Genomic DNA, 18,875 nt, shown 5'->3' with positions numbered 1-18,875 from the left:
CGTCAAGGTCTCATGTCCAAATCACCGCGTCCGAATTCCGGCCTTCATCCAGACAGTCTTCTTGCCCATGCAGGCGGCGGGTTCGATCCTGCAACAGGCGCGGTGGTTCCTCCGATCCAGACCGCGACGACCTTCGTGCGCGACGAAGACTACGCGCCGATCCGGTCCGGACACATCTACAGCCGCGACAGCAACGATCTTTATCTCAAGGCGGAGAAGCTGATCGCGACGCTGGAGGACGGGGCCGATAGCCGCCTGTTTGCATCGGGAATGGCGGCGATCGCGGCCGTCGTCCGCAGCGTCAAACCCGGTGGCACGTTGCTGGTGCAATCCGGCATTTACTGGGGCACGACCCTGTTCCTGCGCAAGCACTGCGCGCGCAACAATATTGCCCTCGTAGAGGCTGACGCCAGCAATTTCGAAAGCGTTCACGACGAGGTTTCGATCACGAAGCCCGACATGGTCTGGCTGGAAGTTCCGAGCAACCCCTATCTGAAGGTTGCCGATATCCGCCGGATTTCAGAACTGTGCAAGGCGCACGGCGCGCTGCTTGCCGTCGACGCGACGGCGGCGACGCCTCTGATCCTGAAACCGCTTGCCCTGGGTGCGGATCTTGTCATGCATTCGGCGACCAAGGCACTCAACGGTCATTCGGACATTCTGGGGGGTGTCGTCTCCACAAGTGATCCGGACAGCGAAGCCTGGAGATTCATTTGCGAAGAACGCCAGATCGCCGGTGCCATCCTCGGCTCGTTCGAGGCCTGGCTGCTCCTGCGCGGCCTCAGAACACTGGCGCTCCGGGTCGAGCGCATGAATGCCAACACGATGGCGCTCGCAAAATCTCTTGAAAACCATCCGAAAATTGACGCCGTTCTCTATCCCGGCCTCCCCGGTCACCCGCATCATGATCTCGCCAAGTCCCAGATGACCGGCGGTTTCGGCTCGCTGATGTCCATTCGGGTCAAGGGCGGCAAGGAAGAGGCGCTCCGGGTTGCCGGCAGTCTCGACGTCTTCCAGCGCGCCACATCGCTCGGCGGTACGGAGAGCCTCGTGGAACACCGCTTCACGATCGAGGGCGACGTTACAAACGTTCCGGAAAACCTGCTGCGGCTCTCGGTCGGGATCGAACACGAAGCCGACCTTGTTTCGGACCTTGAACAGGCGCTGACGTCGATCTAGTTGCCGTTGGACCGGGCCAGGGCCGCTGACTGGCAGGCGTGTTGTGACGCGTATCGGTCTGGGTCGATATCCATGAAGTTTGAAGATGATGTCCGAAATGGACCGCTGCCAAGTCTTCAGTCGTTTGGCGCATTGCACGACATGGCGTCCGGGGAGCGGTCGTCATCCGCTTGTCGCCGCCCAAGCGCTCGCCTCGATACCGGTACCACTGCAATGATCGACTGAGGCATGGCGACACTTTCGTCAATTGGACGGTTCGGTTCAGGCAAGAGACATTCCCAACAAGCTGATCGAAGCCGGTGCAAGGCGAAAGCCTAATTGGGACGGGAAGCGGGCTTTCGCTGCGGATTGAACGAAGGTCAGCAATGCGGTCTTTTGAGACACTCGCTGCAACACGAAAAATCCAACAACCTATGCGATCACGACAAGAGCACTTACGAAATTTTTGGGTCAACGAAAGCAATCCGCCAACTTATCGAAAGTGAAAAAGCAGACATCGATAAGTGCTATTTGTTGAAAAGCTTAACTACCGCAGCGAGCCCAAATTTCTATTTCAAACTAAATCGAAAACTAGTTTGCGACGGCCAAGCCTTTGAACCTACTTATCCCGGAAAGACGTTGCAAAAAGGATCGGTTTTGTGAATACTGTGATCAACTAAAAGTAAAATCTGATTAATGAGCAACTTAGGCTTTCCAAGTTTTTTTGCTTTGTTCAGTTTTAATGAATATTATGATCGGTGTTGAAAAATGGAAATTGACAACATAGTCAACTATTTCGTTGATGTTTACGATGAAGGAATGTCTGTCTCATTACTTCAGACTGTTGCCCCTGAAGAAAACGGTGGGCTAGGTCATAAAATCCAGTTAAAGCGCATGATCGACATGGATGGCTATGAATATAGCGCAATGTCCAAAACCATTACATTGGACTCATCTTATTTTATGGCCGATATGAGCGTCGCCAAGATGGCTGAAAATTTGAAAGAGGCAATTCAAGTTAAGATACACAAGACACATGCTTCACTTGGCTCCCGTCTTGGGTGGGGTTCCGTAAATGTCGTTGTAGGCGTAATAGAGACTTCTGTTGGTTTCATTGGTATCATTGTGCCTGAACCAGGCACAACAGTTGCGGGTGCTGCTGTCTTCACACTTGGCGTCAATTCGATCACCGACGGTTTAACCCAGCTTGCAGGAGTTAATAACGGGCACGGTTTCAATCCGCTTGCTGCAGGCGCGACCGCTATAGGTGGTAAGATTGCAGTGGCAACTGGAAATGATAAAGCTATTGGCGAGGCAATTGCACGAAATACGTTCGTTGTATCCACCCTTGCAATTGGTACAGTCGGGTCAATTCGTATTCTTAAGGTTCCAAATAGGCAATTCCTTCAAGCTGGTGTCAAAGGAAGGCCAGGTGGGCTAACGGTCGGTCGGGTTGAAATGATGTATGGCAGTGAACGAGCTAAAGACGGTATGACGATCTTTAGCATCAACAATAATTCTAGACAGTCAATTCTGCGCTTTGTCACCCATGATGGTCAACTTATGGTCAATGGGCGTATTGTTGGCGTAGATCGCTTACTAGTTCATGCGACATCTCCAAAAGAAATACTTAAGGGTCTTATAAAACTTTGTGTACATGGTGCGAGGGCTGGATTTTGACATCGGTTCCCAACATTTCTTGGCATGAAGACGGAACTAATAGTGATTATATCATCGCGCAGGTTCAGAAGCTGCTAGGCAATCATCCGTGGTTAGTTTTTGTTCCAAATCCACTTCTGGACAACTGGTTCACAAACCGCTTTGCTCAAAAGCTAAACGCAAAAACTGTTCCGAAACGGGATGGTCATGTCTTCGTTATTCCTCAAGAATTTAGCACGTCTGCGCTTAGAAGCATTTTTGAGTGGGGGCCTGCGGAGGCCGATTTAATGACTTTCGCGACAGAACCAGATTCAGCCATGATCGTGGAAGCGCAAACAGCTGACGATGCCCGCCCGGCAGAGTGTCGTCTCTATTTTGATAGCAACACACTTATAAATGTTGTTCGAGGTTGATTTTTACTACATTCATATGAACCTATCCTCCGGATTAATTACTCTCTCCCATTAATTTCACATCTGACCTCGCAGCAGTTCAAACGCATTTTCAACCAGCTCGAACAGGAAGCCACGTCCACCCGCGGTGGGGTGAATTTTGGCAGGAACATTCAGATTTTTGCCGAATTATTGTTCTGTGAATGAAAACACCACAATTGCAGCTTCGGCAGCGCCCCAGAAATTCTGGTTCTTCAAGTAAAGCTCAACCGTCAACGGCAGGTTTCAGAAGACATCCATCAAAACTCGGTTGTACCACCGGATTGCCAATTTCGATGAAAATTTTAGTCTGAGAACATCATATTGCACTTGCGAACTGAGCGAGCGTGGTGCCTATCAGTTTGGCCTCAGCACGGACCTTTGTTGCACGAAGATCCTGACAAGGATCCTGTGCTGTCAAAACAATCACCGGTTCGGTGCCTCGGTCACGTGCCGTCCGCTGCTGCCGAGGCAAACTGTGCAAGGGCTGCACGGATCTGATCGATGCGGACCGGCTTTGACAGAAACCCGTCCATTCCCGCCTGAAGACAGCTTTCCTCATCCTGCGCCATCGCATTTGCCGTCATCGCGACGATCGGCACCCTCGACGCCGCTCCGGGCAGTTTGCGTATTGCCCTCGTGGCCTCCAACCCGTCCATGTCGGGCATCTGCATATCCATGAACACGAGGTCGTAGCCGGTTTCCTGGACCGCTGCGAGCGCGTGGCGGCCATCCGCTGCGATATCTGCCTGGTGTCCCAACGTGTTGAGATAACCCGTCAGGACAAGCTGGTTGGTGACGATGTCTTCGACAATCAGAACCCTGAGCCGCGGTTCATCTGTCTGCTCATCGACGGGATTGTCAGGTCGCGAAATGTGTCCGGTCCCCGTCTTTGCCCGCGTGTTGGACTGTTCCGGGAACAACGCGCTCCTTACGCTTTCATGCGTAAGGGGTTTGGGCAGAACCGACAGGTTGGATGCCGCCGGCAAGGGTGTGACATCCCTTGTCGTTGCCAGCAGGATCGGCACGGAACGGTGCTGTTCGGAGGAGAGAAGATCATCCAGTTGCCCGGTGTTCACGGCGCTGGCAAGAACCGCCTCGTATCTCTTTTCGGCGAGGAGACGGCGAACCTCTTCGTCTGAGCGGGCATGCGCAACCGTAAATCCAAGATCCTGAAGTGCCGCGCCATAAACCTGGCCAACCAGTTCAAGACCACTGAAGCAAATGACATCGCCGCGGGCTTGCGGTGTCCCCGCCTCCCGCTTTTCAGTATCCATTTGACCCGAACCGAACGGGATCTGCAACCAGAATGTGCTGCCGGCACCGAGCCGGCTTTCCACGCCAATCTGACCTCCCATCAGTTCGGTCAACTGCTTGGAAATCGCAAGGCCAAGACCCGTTCCGCCGTGACGGCGGGTATTGCTCTGGTCGATCTGAAAGAATTTGTCGAACAGTCTGGAAAGCCGGCCGGCTTCTATTCCGATGCCCGTGTCTTCGACCTCGAAGCGAATGCCGTCACATGCAGAGGCCGGCCGGACCCGCAGCACAACGGCTCCCTTTGTGGTGAATTTGATCGCGTTTCCGATCAGGTTCATCAGGATCTGCCGCAGCCGCCCCGGGTCACCGACGACCCTGGACGACACCGCCGGTGCGATATGACAGGCCAATTCCGTGCTGTTGGCGAAGGCGACAGGTGTCAGGATCTCGATGACGCCGTCGACGGCCTTTCGCGGGTCGAAAACCTCTTCGGCAAGGTCAATGCGACCGGCTTCCAGCTTCGACAGGTCCAGGATGTCATTGATGATTGTCAGCAGCGCCTCGCCCGAAGAAAGCACGGCATCGGCATAGCGCTGCTGTTCGTTCGACAATCCGGTTTCCTGCAACAGCGAGATCATGCCGATCACACCGTTCATCGGCGTGCGGATCTCGTGGCTGATGTTGGCCAGAAACTGTGACTTCGCCTCGTTAGCGGACACGGCGTCCTGCATTGCGGACTGCAGCTCCGCCGTTCGTTCCTGAACCTGACGTTCCAGCTGAGCAAGGGTTGCCTTCAGCGTCTGGTTGATCTCGTAGAGTTCACTGCTCTTGCGCTCCAGAAGACGCTCGGCCTCCTTGCGCGCGGCCCTTTCCCTTTCAAAGCGCCTGATCCATTTGGATGCTTCCGGGTTCTCGGTCATCAGCTTTCCCGGCTAATGACGAATTGTACCTTCATGGGACCGTTTTCATCCGTCCTCCGGATCGTCAGGTTTTCTTTGAAATGTGCCGCACAGCCCTGGATGAGCCCGTGTGCCAGGTCCCCGAACGGACGTGTGGAACTGTAATTCATGACCAGTTTGTTTTCATCGACGCGGTCGCAAAGAAACGTCGGCAGTTCCGCGTTCGGGTAGAGCTTCTTGACCTCGACATGAATGTATTCCTCGATCTTCTCCAGGAAATCCAAACTGCTTCCGGTGTTTTCGAAGAAATGCGAATGCGTGACGGTGAAGCGCCCGAACAGGTGCTCTCCAAAGACGACAATCAACGTATCGATGTCGATGCCGGTCACCTTGTGCAGGGCCGCAACCAGTTTGACCATGTCATTGTGATCGTAGTCCTGCACTGCCGTGAAGCCGGTTTCACTGCCAACACCGGACAGTTCCATGATTTCGTCGGCGACGTCGAAGGAAAACTTGTCCTCGACCATCTCCATAAACTCGGTGAAAACGACGCCCAGCATGAATGCTCACCCCTCGTTCCGAATGTCGCGACGTCCTCTTTGAGCCGGTCGCGCAAGTCCACTCCACACGCTACTTTCAACAGAGGTTTTGGAATAGTGTCAAAAACCTCAAACACCGCCATTTCCAGCCCGTGGTTGAACGGAACACAACACCTCGGTTACCGGCTCGCCCGCGCCTCAATTCAATACCTTGCAGTTTGAGCAAGAAAGCTTAAGAAACGCCCAGCGCAACCCTGCAATCCCGGCGCAAAATCAGACAAATTTCTTCCCTGCCGGTTTCACGATGGCCAGGCCGCTTCCTGTCTGAATCTGCCTTGTCGGGACGACAGAAAACTCCTATCTTCTGCGACCCTTGCAGGGCGGAGGAAAGAATGAACAAAACGGTCGTAAGTAGCTGGAACGAATGGGATCCTTTGAAACATGTCATCGTCGGACGCGCCGACGATTGCCATATTCCGCCGGAAGAGCCGGCACTGGATGCGAAGGTCCCGGAAGACAGCGACATGCGCGGACAATGGGGACGGCGCCCGCAAGAGACGATCGATCGCGCCAATGAATTGCTGGACCGCTTTGCAGCGCAGCTGGAGGCGCGCGGCATCAGGGTCGACCGGCCGACGCCGATAGATCATTCTCTACCCGCCACCACACCCGATTTTCACACCGACAGCCAGTTCGGATGCATGCCGCCACGCGATGTGCTTTTGACTGTCGGCTCGGAAATCCTCGAGGCGACGATGTCCTATCGCTGCCGCTGGTTCGAATACCTGAACTACCGCCCATTGCTGAAACAGTATTGGGAGGAAGATCCGAATTTCCGGCATGAAGCGGCACCCAAGCCGCGTCTTACCGATGCCGACTACCATCCGGACTATCTTTCGGAAAAAATCGGTGTTGAAAAACGCCTGCAATGGGCCGCCGAAAAGTTCTTTGTGACGACCGAAGAAGAGCCGCTGTTCGATGCGGCCGATGTCCTCCGGTTTGGCAGAGATCTCGTGGTGCAGCACGGCTTCACGACGAACCTGAAGGGCATCGAGTGGTTGCGCCGGCACTTTCCCGAGCACCGCGTCCATACGGTCAACTTCCCCGGCGACCCCTACCCCATTCACATCGACGCCACATTCACTCCGCTTCGTCCGGGACTTATCCTGAACAACCCGCACCGGCGGCTGCCGACGGAACAGCGCGGTCTGTTTGAAGCGAACGGATGGGAGATCGTAGATGCCGCGCAACCCGCGCATAATTCACCACCGCCCCTTTGTTACTCAAGCGTCTGGCTGTCGATGAACGTGCTGGTCCTCGATCCGAAAACGGTCTGTGTCGAAAAGTCCGAAGTCTATCAGGCGGAACAGATGGACAAGCTGGGCATGGAAGTCGTTGAAGTCGAGTTGCGCGATGCCTATGCCTTCGGCGGGGGGCTGCACTGTTGCACCGCCGACGTTTACCGAGAAGGCAGCTGCGAGGACTACTTTCCGAACCAGTAGCGATGCGCGCGCGGGGTCCAACAGCCGGCCGCATAACGATCCGGGGCGGGCCTTGCCGGGACTTTGGCACCATCCTTACCGGTCGGTTTCAGCTTTCGCATCACGCTTTTCCTCGACCTCCTTCAAGGTCGGATACCGCCCCTCCCCGGTCCGCGACACGAACAGCGCCGCGGCCGCGTTGGCGAACCTGACTGCGTCCGGCTCGTCTGACCCGCCGGCCAAGGCAAAGGCAAAGGCGCCGTGCCAGACGTCCCCAGCTCCCAATGTGTCGAGGGGCGTGACCGGCGGCGGGGCAAACTCGGTTCCATCATGAACCTGAACCGGGGCGGCGCCGCGCGTCACGCACGCCCAGCAGCCGTGCTGTGCCGCGATCCCGGCCAGTGATTGGCCATGAAATCCGGCCAAACCCTGTTCGGAAAGGGCAAGATGGCTGACCGCCGGCAACAGTTCCACCGGCAAGGGGACCTCGCCGTCGAGAACCGTCGGCTTGCCGTCCTGGCGCGCTGCGTGGAACAATCCGCTGGCAAGCGCGCGGCAACGCGTGTCCGCAAGGACGGCATCATGGTCCGGAATACCGGCCGTCAGTTCGAGATCGGGCAAATGGTCCGATCGCCGGTTGACGATGGTCCGCTCTCCATTTCCGGTGACCAACACCGCAGAATGCGACGTTGTCTCTCCTTCGAGGGTCTGAACAAGGCTGTCGTCAATTCCGCGACGCTTCAAATGATCGCGTACGTGTTCTCCGAGCAGATCGTCACCGACGGCCCCGGCAAGCCGTGCCTTTCCACCCAGCCGGGCGATTGCGGTCGCCGCCAACAAAGCGCCACCGCCGGGGACGAGCCGCGCGGCATTCGCTCTCACCTTGCTGCCTTCCTTCGGATAGGCGGTCAGCTCGTAGACCGCGTCCAGCGTTATCAAGCCGGCGCAGATGACGGTTGGCATCGAGACTCCTCCAGATTCAATCTGTAACATGTTAGTCTGTACATAATTAAAATGTCATGTATCATGGAATGGTTCAATCCAGGGAAACCGATGGCACACTTTGGCATTCTCACGGCACTGCTGACCCCATTCGCGGCGGATGGTTCCATTGACGGCGCGCGGCTTGCCGGTCATGCGGCCCAAATCGTGAACCGTGGCGTTGCGGGCGTGACCCTGTTTGGCACCACAGGTGAAGGTGCTTCGATTTCCGCCGGCGAGCGAAGTGCCGGGATCAGCGCCTTGCTCGACGCCGGTTTATCGGGAAACTGCATCGTTTTGGGCGTTTATGGGTCGGCGACAACAGACGTTGCAGCCCAGATTGACGAAGGACTCCGTGCCGGGATCAGCCGTTTTCTGGTGCCGCCTCCCTTTTACTTCAGCGATGCAGGCGAAGATGGCGTCTTCCAATGGTTTTCCGAACTTTTGGCCTCAACCGGCTCACAAGCCGGGTTCATCCTTTACAATATCCCACAAGTTACAGGTGTCGGTATCTCTCCTGCGCTCACACGGCGTCTCAAGGAAGGCTTTCCAGAGCGGATCATCGCAATCAAAGACAGTTCCGGAGACTGGGCAAATGCCGTGCAGCTGATGGAAGGCAAGGCACTCCCGGTTCTGATTGGTGACGAACGCCTGTTGCACAAGTCCGTGCCGATGGGCTGCGCCGGGTCCATCACAGGCGTTGCCAATCTGTATCCGGAAAGGCTTTGCAGCATCATGGCCACTTCGACGGAGGACACGATGCTGACGCGCACCGTCGACCGGATTGTGGCGCTGCCTGTTATCCCGACACTGAAAGTGTTGCTGGCCGACGCATTGGGCGACCCGGTCTGGGAAAACCTGCGTGCCCCCCTGACCCGGCTAACGGCACAGCAGAAATCCGATATCCTTGCGCTGGAAGGAAGGGGCATGGCCGCATGAACAGGTCCGAACGCCGCCTTCGCGACGACGCCTATTCCAGTTTCACGGAAAAACTGCTTGCGCGCGATATCCAGCCCGGGCAGATCGTGTCTCAGCGGGAACTTGTCGAACTTACCGGTATGCCCTTGGGCGCAATCCGCGAGATGATCCCGCGGCTGGAGGCGGATGGTCTGATCCGCACGGTCCCAAAGCGTGGTCTCCAGGTGCTCAGCATCGACCTGGAACTGATCCGCAACGCATTCCAGTTGCGCAGGATCATTGAAAGCGAGGCGTTCGCGTCTTTCTGCAAGAGTGCATCCGACGCCGATATAGAACGCATAGCCCGCGAACACCGCGACACGCTGCGCGAAGCCGAGCACGGCGTGACGCCGGACCTTTTGTCACGCGCGCAGCACATGGACTGGGCTTTCCATGATCTGGTCATCGATTCTCTCGGCAACCGGATCATCTCCGATATTCACCGCGTGAACGCGATCAAGATACGCCTGATCAGAAACTCCGACACACGCATGTTACCGGAACTGGTGGTTTCCGTGATGAGCGAACACCTGGTGATCATCAACGCGCTTGAGGTGCGCGACGTGAAGAAAACGGTTGAAGCTGTGCATGCACATGTGGACAGCGCAAAACGCCGGGCCCTTGGGGTCTGACGACGAATGCGGGTCAACCGCAATGACAGAGGAGGAAGAAATATGAAGTCGTCTTTTGTTCTTAACGGCTTGGCTGCATTGGCAGCTCTGGCAATGACCGCATCCGCAGTGGCCGACGACAAGGTGACGCTGCGCATGTCGACACCAGCCTCGGAAACCGACCAGCGATCGGTGGCCCTGGCCGAGGTGTTTGCCCCGCAGGTGGCGGAGTTTGCGACTTACGAGCCGCATTACAACGCGTCGCTGATCAAGCAGAATTCGGAACTTGAAGCCATCGCCTCCGGCGATCTTGAGATGTCGATCGCCTCCGCGCAGGAATTGGCGCAGTACTTCCCCGAGTTCTCGATCTTCGCGACCGGCTATGTGCATCAGGATGCCGATCACCAGGTGCGTGTCTTCAACGATCCGCTGATGGATCCGTTCAAGCAGAAGGTGGAAGACGAGCTTGGCATCAAGCTGCTTGCCGTCATGTATCTCGGCCGCCGCCACGTGAACCTGCGCCAATCCAAGGACGAACTTACGGTCACGACGCCGGCTGACCTTGCGGGTGTCAACCTGCGCATGCCGGGCACCGATGCCTGGCAGTTCCTCGGCAAGGCCCTGGGCGCAAACCCGACCCCGATGGCTTTCACGGAAGTCTACACCGCGCTGCAGACAGGTTCCGTCGATGGACAGGACAACCCGCTGCCGACCGTGGTGGATGCGAAGTTCTTTGAAGTCACCAACCAGATCGCGCTGACGTCGCACCTGGTGGACCTGAACTACGTCGCTTTCTCGAAAGCCGTGTGGGACAAGCTTTCGCCCGATCAGCAGGCGAAAGTGCAAGCAGCGGCGGAAGCTGCTGCCGAAAGCGGCCGCAATGCCCAGCTCCAGAAAGAAGCCGATCTGGTTTCGTTTCTGGAAGAACAGGGTCTGGCGATTTACGAGCCGGACCTCAAGGCCTTCCGTGACCACGTGCAGTCTCAATATGTCGGGTCTGAGTTTGCAGCCTCCTGGCCTGACGGTGTGCTGGACAAGATCAACGCTTTGGGCAAGTAACCCAGGCAGGGCAAGGGTGGAAGTCGCCCTTGCCCAATTTGGCGAACAGCAGACATGAAACAGATTGCAGCAGGTCTGAAACACACGGCCGAAGCCATCGCGGCTGCCATGATGGCCATCATGTTCCTGACATTCGTGCTTCAGATTTTCATCCGGTATTCCGCGCGCCTGGAATGGCTGCCCGAATATCTCCCTTTCCTGGAACCGACGCGATTTGGCTGGACACTGGAACTGTGTCTGGTTCTGTGGCTCTGGCTCGTTTTCTGGGGCAACGCCTTTGTGGTGCGCGACAGCGACCACGTGCGTTTTGACATCCTTTACAGCCGGGTCCACCGGCGAACGCGGCGCATCTTCGTGATTGTCTTCGGCTTGTGCATTGCCATCGGCCTGGCCATCTCCATCGAGCCCACCTGGGCCAAGTTCTACATCCTGAGGCTCAAGAAAACCGCAACGCTTTCCAATCTGGTTGGCGACTGGATCAGGATGCGCGACCTTTACGTGGTCTACATGCTGTTTCTCGTTGCGGTCTCCGCGCGCTACTTCTGGATCGTCTGGAAAGCCTTCCGCTATGGCGTGCCGGATACCCCCGGCCCCGACGAGCGGAGGCGGGGCGAATGAGTTTCCAGTTTCTGCTGTGCCTTGGAACGCTGTTTCTGCTGGCCGGCATGGGCGCGCCGATTGCCTATGCCATCCTGGTTTCCTCGCTGGTCTATCTGTTTGCGGCGGGTCAGGACATCGGGCTTGCGGGCAAAGTGCTCATGGACGGCCTCTATTCCAGCTTCGTGCTGCTGGCCGTTCCCCTGTTCATTGTCGCTGCGAACATCATGAATGCGGGGACGATCAGTGATCGTCTTCTGCAGTTTTGCATTGCGCTTGTTGGGCGCTTCCGGGGCGGGCTCGGCCACGTAAACATCGTTGCGTCCCTTATTTTTTCCGGCATGTCCGGATCTGCCGTGGCCGACGCTGCCGGAATTGGCAAGATCATCATCGAGATGATGACCAAGAGCGGTCACTACACACGCGGATATGCCGCCGCGATCACCGCCGCCTCGGCCACCATCGGCCCCATCATTCCCCCCTCGATCCCGATGGTGCTTTATGCGCTCGTGTCCAATACGTCGATCGGCTACCTGTTTCTCGGAGGAATTGTTCCGGGCCTGTTGATGGGGGCTGTGCTCATGGGGCTCAATATCTGGCTGTCGCACCGGAGGAATTTCGCGCTCGAACCGGCGGTGCCGCTGGTCGAGTTGCCGCGATTGACAGTCAATGCCTTCCCGGCCCTGCTGATGCCTGCGATCCTCCTTTACGGAATCTATGGCGGTGTCACGACCCCGACCGAAGCTGCCGCTGTCGCCGCCTTTTATGCGCTCATCCTCGCGGGCCTGTTCTATCGCGCCCTGTCTTTGCGCAAGCTTTACGAGATCCTTGTTGAAAGCGCCCGGTCCTCCGCAGCGGTCGGCATCGTGATCGGTGGCGCACTGATCCTGAACTATGTCGTTGCTTCGGAAAATATTCCCTCGCTCATGGCAGCGCAGCTCGTCGGGCTGGACATCCATCCGCTGGCCTTCCTCGTCACGGTCAACATCCTGCTCCTGCTTCTGGGATGCGTTCTGGATGCCACGACAATCATCCTTGTCATCATTCCGCTTTTCATACCGACCTGCCGCGAGCTTGGCATCGACCTGGTCCACTTCGGCGTGGTGGCCGTGGTGAACTGCATGATCGGATTGATTACCCCGCCCTATGGCATCCTTCTGTTTGTCATAAACGCCGTTACCCGCATTCCGCTGAATGAAATCATCCGTGAGATCTGGCCGTTTCTGGGTGTCTTGCTGGCAGCACTGGCCGCCCTCATCCTGTTTCCGGGGCTTGTGCTCTGGTTGCCGCGGGCATTCGGTTATGCGGGCTGACGTCGCATTTGGTAGCGAAGCTGGTTACGTCATGTGTGCGTGCAACCGGGAAACCTGAAGCCGCCGCACGACTGCCGGCGGATGTTGCCAGACGGGATCAACGGAGCGGACTGTGAAAGTGATCCGGCCTTGCATCCGGCGGTCAGATCGAACCGCGCCGGCGAATGATGTCCTTCTTGTGTTTTTCAAACGGCGGTTTTGAAGTGTTGTCCGGAGCCATCTGCTCTAGTACCTAGTTGTTGTGTCTCTGCTTTTTGGAGAAACTGATTGCGCAATTCGGCGGCATGCGGGAACCCTGATACATGGCGGAAAAACCAGTCTGGCAGTTGAGTGCCAGTGAACTTGCACAAAAGATCGTACAAGGCGAAACGACGGCGGAAGCCGTTGTGACGGGCACCGTAGAACGTATGCGCGCCGTCAACACCGACCTGAATGCCGTTGTCGATGACATGGGCGATGAAGCCATTGAGACCGCACGCAGTCTCGACGCTCTTCAAAGCAGCGCCGGCCCTGTTGGTCCCCTCCATGGTGTACCCGTGACGATCAAGGTCAATGTCGACCAAAAGGGCAGATCGACAACGAATGGCGTGAAGGCCTTTAGCGACATTGTCGCGCAGGACGATGCGCCGTTTGTAAAGAACCTGACCAACGCCGGTGCCATCGTCATCGGCCGCACGAACACACCCGAATTCTCCTTTCGCGCAACGACTACCAACGAACTGCACGGGCGCACATCCAACCCCTGGAACGAATGGGCGTCGCCCGGCGGATCGTCCGGCGGTGCATCGGCCGCCGTCATGAGTGGCATGGGGCCGATCGCGCACGGAAATGACATCGGCGGCTCGTTGCGCTTTCCAGCCGCCGCGACAGGCGCGGTCACCGTCAAGCCGGGGCTTGGCCGCACCCCGGCCTGGAACCCTTCGCAGAAAGCCGAGCGCGGCATGCTTGCGCAACTGATGTCGGTCCAAGGTGTCATTTGCCGGGAGGTGCGCGATGTGCGGCTCGCCATGAAATCTGCCATTGCCTATGATCCGCACGACCCCTGGCAAGTTCCCGTTCCTTTCGAGGGTCCCGATCTGGAAAGACCGACAAAAGTCGGTTTTACAAGAAACACCTACCAGTTCGAGGCCCACCCGGCGATTGTCCGAGCCCTGGATACTGCACGTGATTGTCTTCTGGATGCAGGCTACGAAGTCGTCGAGATCGAGACACCGGATATCAGCGAGATCGGCGAGACGGGCTACCGTGCCTTGATGGGCGAGGTAAACGTGCTGATGCTGAACGATGTGAGGCGCCACGGCAGCCCCGAAATCAACCGGATGTTCGACGAATATTTCGAGCTGTTTCCACCCTTCAAGGACGACGAACTGTTGCATCAGATGGCCAGGCGCTCTCATTTCATTCGCCAGTGGAATCTCCTGCTTGAGGACTATCCCCTCGTGCTGTGCCCGTTCCTGCCGTCTCCGACCTATGCCTGGAACAGGGATGCGGAAGGAAAAGACGGCATCATGGAAGTGCTCGGATGCGGTATCTGGTCCTTCGCCATGAACTACATGGGATTTCCTGCCGGCATCGTGTCGCCCGGCATGCATGAGGGAATGCCGGTCGCGGTGCAGGTTGTCGGCAAGCGCTTCCGGGAGGACCTGATTCTTGACGCTCTTGAAGCCGTCGAAACGCGCACAGGCGTCATGGCCGATAAGCTGTTCAAACGGGACGCGCCATGACGCCCTGCGATCTGTGCAAGGTAAAAGAACGCCAGAAACTCTGACCCAGCGGCACTTTTGCACCGATCTCTTGTTGGCAGCAGTCCCGCGCCCCGGCTTTTCAGGGGCGAAAGCGAGGCATTGCGTGTAGTATAGGGCCGACGCGATTTGCAGGAGAACCGACCTTGCCATTTGCCTGGCCTCATCTGACGTTCGCCGCCTTGCTCGCTGCCGCCGTGACGGTGCCGCTGCCCGCGGCCGCGGCACAGCAGAGCTCGAAGATCCCTGCCTGGCTGCAAAAACATGTGGGAACGGCCGAGGGACAAATTGCTCCGGTTGTTCTCCAACGCGCTCGAGCGCTTTACGAACGGAAACGACGTCAGGGCAAGGTCAGAAACGCCTGTTATTTTGCCAAGGATGCGACCCGTCCGAGCACCACGCGCAGTGGCAAGCCGGGACGCCGGTTTTATGTGATCTGCGAACAGAGAAAGTTTTTTAGAGCCGTTTCATCGGGCTATGGCAATGGCCGGAAACTGCGGCGCGCCAATTTCTCGAACGGACGCCAATGCGCCAAGAATTTCAGCAATGCGGAAGGGTCGAAACTGACCGCAGGCGGATCCTACGTAACGGCTGAAACCAGGACTTCCTTCAAGGGATACTACCGCCAGTCCGGCAAACGGAAAGCATTTCACAGAACGTTTCTTCTGTTCGACGGTGAAGGCGAAACCGCAAATGCCAGAGAACGGGCCATTGGCGGGCACCCGGCGGTATTTTTGAAATGGCAGTGCCGTTTCAAGAACCCCAAAAGCCCGTACGCAGACAAGGATGGCTATGTCCCTTATGGCAAGCTGGTGAACTACACCGGCGGGCGCAGCAATGGCTGCACCACATGGTCGCCGGCAGAATCAAGAGAGATTCTCCCGCTCGTTGAGGGTAATCCGACCACGCTTTATATTTATCCGGAGGGACGCGACATCGACGCCGTTGCAAATGCGGTCCGGAAACGGAAGTCCCTGACAAGTGCCGGGCTCTACTGGAACGCCAGTTGCCTGAAATCAATCGGCGCGCCCAAGTTCTGGCCCAAAAGGAAACTCCAGCCGATCATCAACGAATGGCGGCGCTCCCTGCCGAAACAACCGCCCCTGGAATTGCCGATCTGCAAGTAGAACTGGTGCGCACTTGCGTACTAGGGTACGGACCCATAATTGACGCCGATTTGGCTATCTGCCTCGTCGCGAAAGGCTTGAAAATGCACCACAATTCCTGCGCTTTCGCTCCTCGCAGATAGCCAAAACGACCAAACCAAATTGACTTCATTTATGGGTCCGTACCCAGGGCTGAAAGTCCGTTTCTCAGTGTCGCCAACCGCTCAAGCACGGCGTTTCGTTTGTCGTCAAGCTCTGCTCTGAGCCGGTCGATATGCATCAGCTTTTCCGTCAGTTTCTCTATCCCGCCTTCGCACGGGCCGGAGCCTTCGTCGGAAAGACAGGCGCTCATTGCTCGGATTTCGCGGGTGGAGAAGCCGGTTGCGATAAAATCGCGAATACGCCCGGCTCTGCGCAGGTCTGTTTCGCTGTAGCTGCGATACCCGTTGAACGTTCGTGACACGTCCATGAGACCTTCTTTTTCATAGTGGCGCAGCATGCGCTGTGTGATCCCAAGCCGCTCAGCAGCTTCCTTTGCCTGCATGACAGAAATACTCCGGAAAAGCCTGACATCAATGTAAGTGTTGCATGACAATCAGCAAGGCGTCGGGTGGATGGTCTCCATCCACCCGACTTTCAGGCTCTCAGCTCCGCAGCGACCAGCCCCCGTCAACCGTCAGGATCTGTCCCGTGAGCCATTCATTCTCAGGACTGCCGAGGCGCAGGATCCAGGGGACGATATCGGCTGTCACGCCCCGGCGTCCAAGGGGAATCTGGGCGGTTTCCTGATCCTCGACCTGCCGCGCCACTTCTTCCGGAAGGCCCATCATTCCGGTCAGCGCACCGCTCTTGACCGGCCCGGGGGCAACGGCGTTGACGCGAATGCCGTCGCTTGCAAGCTCGATGGCCCAGGATCTGGTGAGATGTTCAAGCGCCGCCTTGGTCGCCCCGTAATGCGCCAGCATGGGTGCCGCGTTGCGCGACACGGCCGTTCCAATGTTGACGATTGCGCCCCTGCTTTCACGCAACGCCGCGTGGGCTGCCTTCACGAGTTGAGACGGTGCGACGATGTTGAGGGCAGACATGTCTGCAATGACACTTGCATCATAGACATCGACGGGCAGTGGTTGACCCGCCCCGGAATTGTTGACGACCAGATCAATGCGCCCCCATCGACCGGTCGCCGCTTCGGCGATCCGCTCACCACTGCCGTCTTCAGAGCTGTCCATCTGAAGCGCCTCTATGTTGTCGTGCTCAGTTGCGGCCTCCTCGAGCCTGTGTGCATTGCGGCCAGTGATGAGAACCTTCGCGCCTTTCCTGGAAAGCCGGGTTGCGACCGCCCTGCCGATCCCGGAACTTCCGCCGGTGACTATCGCCACCTTCCCCGTCCAAATACTGTCTTTCGCCATTTCGTTCCGTCTCCTATCCGGGCTCTTAAGGGTGTTGATAGGCGACACGCTTAGCGCCCTGACACTAATGTCAGGGTCAATGGCGAAATTGGTTTCAAGCGACTAATTTCAAAGATTTGGCACTTGGATCAGGCACAGCTTGAAGGCATCGGTCTGACACGGGTCAGCGACATCAATCGTCCTTGATTGCGTGACTAACCGCGTGACAGCACCAGCCAGGCGTCCCGTGCCGCGTCGACGGGACGGACTACTTTCACCTCCGCACAATCGGCGAAGCGCCGTTGTGTAAGGGCGCTGTCCCATTCGCCCCGTTGAAGCCCTTCGAAGGCGGCGACGGTCGAACTCACCTCGATTACCTCTTCAAACTCCACAAGAGAGGTGTAAGGTCGTGTCGCCGGATGGAGCGCGATCGACCGGGGGCGACCGACGTCAGACCGGCTCAAGATCGCGAGCGGCTGGCTCGTTGCTATGAACGTGTCGGTCAGCAGGATACCGTGCCTGTACTGCGCAATCGCAACGATTTCCGCTGCCTCCCGATGCGCGGCGCAAATCATCATGTGCGTGGCCTCACCGCGAATGCAGCGCGCAAGCATGCCGGATGCGTCCGGTGCATGGATTATGCGCGCCTCACGGCCGCGCTGCAGAAGGTGATTTCGCAGCACGACGTCATGATTGGTGCCCTCGGGGCCGAGAGTGACCCAAACCGTTTCCGTGTCCTTGGATTTGTCTTGCACGTCGTGGGTCCTCGAGCGGGTGGTCAGGTTCTGATCAAAGCGGTTTTCTCTAGCCGACTTGCGCCCGCCGCCGCCCTCGACCACCGTTTCATTCCTTCGTTCCCGCAAGCAAGGTGTCCAGCCGGCCCTCGGCCTCAAGCACGGCGAGGTCGTCGCCGCCGCCAATATGGGTCGGGCCAATGAAAATCTGTGGCACGGTCCGGTGGCCCTCGCTGCGGGCAACCATCACATGCGCTGCCTCCGGGTCGCGGTCCACATCAACCTCGACGTAAGCGACCCCTTTTTCCTTCAGGAGCGTCTTGGCAGCCCGGCAATGCGGGCAGTCCGGTGTCGTATAAATCAGGACGCCCGGTCCATGCGCGTGCGCGGTGTTTTCCTGAAGCCAGCCGATCACGTCTGCCGCAGACCTGTTCGGCGGGAAAACAGGGTAAAATACATGCTCGACCACGCCATCCCTGAGGACAAGCGTCAGCCTCTTGATCAGCCGCATGCCCTCCACCACCATGGTCGGCAGGCGCATCGCGTCGGAGAGTTCAAAATCAGCATCGCTCAGGATCGGGAAAGACAGGTCCAGACGCTCGGAGAGTTCCTTCTGATAGTCTTCCGTCTGCGTACTCAGACCGAACACCGTCACTCCGAAAGCCGCGAAAACGTCCTTTTCGGCCTGAAAAGACAAGGTCTGCGGCGTGCAGCCTCGCGCGCCTGGAATGTCATTCCAGCCAGACGGCAACTCGACACCGGGAACGCCGGTCATGGGATAAGCGTAGACAACCACCCGGCCCGGCACCTCGGACAGGTCAACCCGGTCTCCGGAGGTCGCGCGCAATCGCACAGAGGGCACTTTCATGCCCGCCAGATGATCCGCACCGCCGTCATCGACGGGCCGTGGCAGGCCATCGGGAAGAATGAGGGGGTTGGTGGTGTTTTGCGAGTTCGTCACGT

Annotated in this window: 18 protein-coding genes; 11 read left to right on the top strand and 7 right to left on the bottom strand. The window is 57.5% G+C overall.

Annotation, left to right across the window (positions count from 1 at the left end):
• The first annotated feature begins 12 nt into the window (after positions 1–12).
• The 3 genes from RBB49_RS14795 (at position 13) to RBB49_RS14785 (ending at position 3,230) form a co-directional block, all read left to right on the top strand.
• On the top strand, positions 13–1,179 hold the full coding sequence (locus RBB49_RS14795) for a PLP-dependent aspartate aminotransferase family protein (RefSeq protein ID WP_306143613.1): 1,167 nt from the start codon (positions 13–15) through the stop codon (positions 1,177–1,179).
• Positions 1,180–1,926: 747 nt separating this feature from the next.
• Positions 1,927–2,838, top strand: a complete 912-nt coding sequence (locus tag RBB49_RS14790) for a hypothetical protein (protein ID WP_306143612.1) — start codon at positions 1,927–1,929, stop codon at positions 2,836–2,838.
• Entirely contained in the window at positions 2,835–3,230 is a 396-nt protein-coding gene (locus RBB49_RS14785) for a hypothetical protein (RefSeq protein ID WP_306143611.1), read from the top strand. Before RBB49_RS14790 ends, RBB49_RS14785 begins: the two co-directional genes overlap by 4 nt.
• 464 nt (positions 3,231–3,694) lie before the next feature.
• Here the strand turns inward: RBB49_RS14785 and RBB49_RS14780 are convergent, their stop codons facing one another.
• Both RBB49_RS14780 and RBB49_RS14775 read right to left on the bottom strand, forming a co-directional pair.
• Positions 3,695–5,425, bottom strand: coding sequence for an ATP-binding protein (locus RBB49_RS14780; protein WP_306143610.1), 1,731 nt, complete (start codon positions 5,423–5,425; stop codon positions 3,695–3,697).
• Positions 5,425–5,964, bottom strand: coding sequence for a heme NO-binding domain-containing protein (locus RBB49_RS14775; RefSeq protein WP_306143609.1), 540 nt, complete (start codon positions 5,962–5,964; stop codon positions 5,425–5,427). The genes RBB49_RS14780 and RBB49_RS14775 overlap by 1 nt, the downstream gene beginning before the upstream one ends.
• 371 nt (positions 5,965–6,335) lie before the next feature.
• Between RBB49_RS14775 and RBB49_RS14770 the strand changes: the two genes are divergently transcribed.
• The gene (locus RBB49_RS14770) at positions 6,336–7,445 is read left to right on the top strand and encodes a serine/threonine protein kinase (protein WP_306143608.1); all 1,110 of its coding nucleotides are present in this window, start codon (positions 6,336–6,338) and stop codon (positions 7,443–7,445) included.
• Positions 7,446–7,520: 75 nt separating this feature from the next.
• On the opposite strand, the gene RBB49_RS14765 is transcribed toward RBB49_RS14770, so the two are convergent.
• Positions 7,521–8,387 carry a PfkB family carbohydrate kinase gene (locus tag RBB49_RS14765; protein ID WP_306143607.1) on the bottom strand — a complete coding sequence of 289 codons (867 nt, stop codon included), beginning with the start codon at positions 8,385–8,387 and terminating at the stop codon, positions 7,521–7,523.
• Positions 8,388–8,477: 90 nt separating this feature from the next.
• Here RBB49_RS14765 and RBB49_RS14760 point away from each other — a divergent pair, with 90 nt between their 5' ends.
• The 7 genes from RBB49_RS14760 to RBB49_RS14730 all read left to right on the top strand — a co-directional run bounded on the left by RBB49_RS14760 (position 8,478) and on the right by RBB49_RS14730 (position 15,811).
• Positions 8,478–9,344, top strand: a complete 867-nt coding sequence (locus tag RBB49_RS14760; protein WP_306143606.1) for a dihydrodipicolinate synthase family protein — start codon at positions 8,478–8,480, stop codon at positions 9,342–9,344.
• A complete protein-coding gene (locus RBB49_RS14755) occupies positions 9,341–9,994 on the top strand; it encodes a GntR family transcriptional regulator (RefSeq protein WP_306143605.1) in 654 nt (217 codons plus the stop codon). Before RBB49_RS14760 ends, RBB49_RS14755 begins: the two co-directional genes overlap by 4 nt.
• A gap of 42 nt (positions 9,995–10,036) precedes the next feature.
• On the top strand, positions 10,037–11,032 hold the full coding sequence (gene dctP, locus RBB49_RS14750) for a TRAP transporter substrate-binding protein DctP (RefSeq protein WP_306143604.1): 996 nt from the start codon (positions 10,037–10,039) through the stop codon (positions 11,030–11,032).
• A 54-nt stretch (positions 11,033–11,086) separates the two neighbouring features.
• Complete coding sequence (locus tag RBB49_RS14745; protein ID WP_306143603.1) at positions 11,087–11,650, top strand: TRAP transporter small permease subunit; 564 nt, start codon at positions 11,087–11,089, stop codon at positions 11,648–11,650.
• Positions 11,647–12,942, top strand: a complete 1,296-nt coding sequence (locus RBB49_RS14740; protein ID WP_306143602.1) for a TRAP transporter large permease — start codon at positions 11,647–11,649, stop codon at positions 12,940–12,942. The genes RBB49_RS14745 and RBB49_RS14740 overlap by 4 nt, the downstream gene beginning before the upstream one ends.
• A gap of 302 nt (positions 12,943–13,244) precedes the next feature.
• Positions 13,245–14,666 carry an amidase family protein gene (locus RBB49_RS14735; protein WP_306143601.1) on the top strand — a complete coding sequence of 474 codons (1,422 nt, stop codon included), beginning with the start codon at positions 13,245–13,247 and terminating at the stop codon, positions 14,664–14,666.
• A gap of 200 nt (positions 14,667–14,866) precedes the next feature.
• Entirely contained in the window at positions 14,867–15,811 is a 945-nt protein-coding gene (locus tag RBB49_RS14730; protein WP_306143690.1) for a murein L,D-transpeptidase catalytic domain family protein, read from the top strand.
• Between the two features lie 151 nt (positions 15,812–15,962).
• On the opposite strand, the gene RBB49_RS14725 is transcribed toward RBB49_RS14730, so the two are convergent.
• The 4 genes from RBB49_RS14725 to grxC all read right to left on the bottom strand — a co-directional run bounded on the left by RBB49_RS14725 (position 15,963) and on the right by grxC (position 18,873).
• A complete protein-coding gene (locus tag RBB49_RS14725; RefSeq protein WP_306143600.1) occupies positions 15,963–16,334 on the bottom strand; it encodes a MerR family transcriptional regulator in 372 nt (123 codons plus the stop codon).
• 100 nt (positions 16,335–16,434) lie between these two features.
• Complete coding sequence (locus RBB49_RS14720; protein ID WP_306143599.1) at positions 16,435–17,169, bottom strand: SDR family NAD(P)-dependent oxidoreductase; 735 nt, start codon at positions 17,167–17,169, stop codon at positions 16,435–16,437.
• Between the two features lie 224 nt (positions 17,170–17,393).
• A complete protein-coding gene (locus tag RBB49_RS14715) occupies positions 17,394–17,933 on the bottom strand; it encodes a hypothetical protein (RefSeq protein ID WP_306143598.1) in 540 nt (179 codons plus the stop codon).
• Between the two features lie 88 nt (positions 17,934–18,021).
• Entirely contained in the window at positions 18,022–18,873 is an 852-nt protein-coding gene (gene grxC, locus RBB49_RS28370; RefSeq protein WP_336623425.1) for a glutaredoxin 3, read from the bottom strand.
• Between the last annotated feature and the right edge of the window lie 2 nt (positions 18,874–18,875).

Source organism: Roseibium sp. MMSF_3412 (genome assembly GCF_030733265.1).
Classification (GTDB): domain Bacteria; phylum Pseudomonadota; class Alphaproteobacteria; order Rhizobiales; family Stappiaceae; genus Roseibium.
This window is presented reverse-complemented; position numbering and strand designations above follow the sequence as displayed.